This is a genomic window from Mesorhizobium sp. M7A.F.Ca.CA.004.04.2.1 (genome assembly GCF_004022825.1).
GTDB lineage: Bacteria > Pseudomonadota > Alphaproteobacteria > Rhizobiales > Rhizobiaceae > Mesorhizobium.
Genome location: NZ_RZPH01000181.1, coordinates 1 through 836, shown reverse-complemented (window position 1 = coordinate 836; position 836 = coordinate 1). Strand labels below are relative to the sequence as shown.

Genomic DNA, 836 nt, shown 5'->3' with positions numbered 1-836 from the left:
TTTCCGCCAGCACGCTGGCGCGCAGCCGGTTTTCGACGATCCTGGCGGCAGCGTCGGGAACATTGGCCATCGTCACCATGCGCTTGATGATTTCTCCACGCATCGGCTTGGTCAGTGTCAGCAGCACGTTGGCCGCCACCTGCGGCGCCAGCTTCGACAACACCATGGCCGCCGTCTGCGGATGCTCGCCGGCCAGGAAGGCACCAAGCCGCGCCGGTTCGAGCTTTTCGAGTTCGGGCCAGATCGGCGGCGGGCCTTCCGGTGCGACCTCGAATTTCTTGTCGCCCATGATCGCGCTCATCTCTTCGGGCGAGAGCGATTCGTTGAGGATGGTGTCCATCCTGTCGGCGGAATCGAGCAATCCCGCCCCTTCCGTGAACTCGGCCTCGAACTCGGCGACGATGCGCTCAAGATCGCTTTGCGGAATCGTCCGCAGCAGGCGGGCGCCCTCGATCAGGGCCTTCAGTTCTTCCTGCTTGAAGAATTTCAGCAGGCGGCTGGCCGACGGCTTGCCCATCGCCACAAGTATGGCGGCCGCCTTCTGCGCGCGGGTCAAGGTCACCGGCGTCGTCATGCCACTCGCCTCCGCTGCCACCGGCAAGCCCCGCAAACCATGTCTAGGCGCCCTTCGTGCCGGCGATGATTTCGGTCAGCCTGATGCCGAACCGCGACGGATCGCTTTCCAGCACGGTGATCTCGCCGCGCGCGATCTTGCGGCCGTTGACCACGACGTCGACAGGCTCGCCGATGCGGCGATTGAGCGGCACGGTCGACCCTTTTTGCAGGGCCATCAGATCGGAGACCGGCATCTCGGTGCTGCCGAGGATGATCTGGAC

The 836-nt window shown here is 64.6% G+C and carries 1 protein-coding gene and 1 pseudogene; both read right to left on the bottom strand.

The window, feature by feature from the left end; translation table 11 throughout:
- Positions 1 to 574 (bottom strand): annotated as a pseudogene (locus EN893_RS39160) (flagellar motor switch protein FliG); the annotation flags it as partial.
- A 43-nt stretch (positions 575 to 617) separates the two neighbouring features.
- On the bottom strand, positions 618 to 836 hold a 219-nt coding region (locus EN893_RS10985; protein ID WP_206640101.1), incomplete at its 5' end, for a FliM/FliN family flagellar motor switch protein.